The organism is Candidatus Nitrotoga sp. 1052 (genome assembly GCF_927312905.1).
GTDB lineage: Bacteria > Pseudomonadota > Gammaproteobacteria > Burkholderiales > Gallionellaceae > Nitrotoga.
Map to the genome: position 1 here is coordinate 1 of NZ_CAKMHQ010000079.1, position 1,051 is coordinate 1,051.

1 protein-coding gene is annotated in these 1,051 nt (G+C 50.7%); it reads right to left on the reverse strand.

Going from position 1 to position 1,051, the window contains the following annotated elements; all coding sequences use genetic code 11:
• Window positions 1–448: 448 nt before the first annotated feature.
• Window positions 449–907, reverse strand: a complete 459-nt coding sequence (locus MJ768_RS13855) for a hypothetical protein (protein WP_239292554.1) — start codon at window positions 905–907, stop codon at window positions 449–451.
• Between the last annotated feature and the right edge of the window lie 144 nt (window positions 908–1,051).

The window sequence follows — 1,051 nt, forward strand, 5'->3', positions numbered from 1 at the left end:
TTATACTATTTCTTAGTGGTGATTTGTTGGTATTTTATTCTTTAACGGGGGGAAGACCGACTGGCTGCTAGCCTTCGGCTCTGCGAAAACCTGGCTGGCGGACTTCCACCGCCATAGTTACGTGCCATGCCCGGCACACACGTAGATAAAACTGGTAATCGGCATCCGCCGCAAAAATGAGATCGCGGTTATTACCGCGTTGGATAACGTGCAAAGGTTGGTCGGGTAGATATAAGCGGAGAAGGCGAGCCATCATGCAATTACTGGTTGCAGGGATGGAGTAAGTGTATCAAATTAAATCGAGTCTGACCCCATTTATTTTTATTCCACCATTTATTCCAAACTCCTATTGAAATATATTTGCCATTTTAAACAAAATACAGGTTAGTGTCAGCTATAGCGACCTAATTATTCAGAGTAAATCGAGTCGAGCCCCAATTCCTCGTACCTATTGGCCACAGCCGCGGACGAGTATGGACTGTACCCTTGTACCAGGTGGGAGTGAAGCCAACCCATCTTGGTTCCACTCGGGGTTACTAGCCGGGTCGTTGTGCGGGTCAAAGTTGAGCTCAAAGCTTAGTCCACAGTACTTCGTGTTCCAAACGAACAAGTAGCCCTCGGCAAAGCCTCCCTCCCAGCCTGGCTCTCGCAGCAATTCATTGAGCTTAGTGCCAACACCAAAGCCTCTGGCTGTACGAAGAGTTGGGTTGCGAACCGAAACGCGAAACACCTTTCCATCGACCACCTCCGCTTCTGCTGTCGCAACTCCTATGCGCAAGTGCATCGAGCGCATGCTGCCGCCTTCGTCGTCTGCTATGGTTCGATCAGAGACTAACGGCATGCTTGTCTTGGCAGCCTTGACGCTCATGCCGACTCGAAGTTTCCCAACACCGTTGCCTTCAACCACAGGCGCTGCGGCAGCTTACGCCGATGCGGTAAAAAGCAGTGCGGCGGCGATCAATTGGACGAGGCTATGCATAACCAGAATAAATGGGGGCAGACTCTGAGGTCTCCCCTCAAAGTTGCAGCACAGGATGATCATACCGCAAGG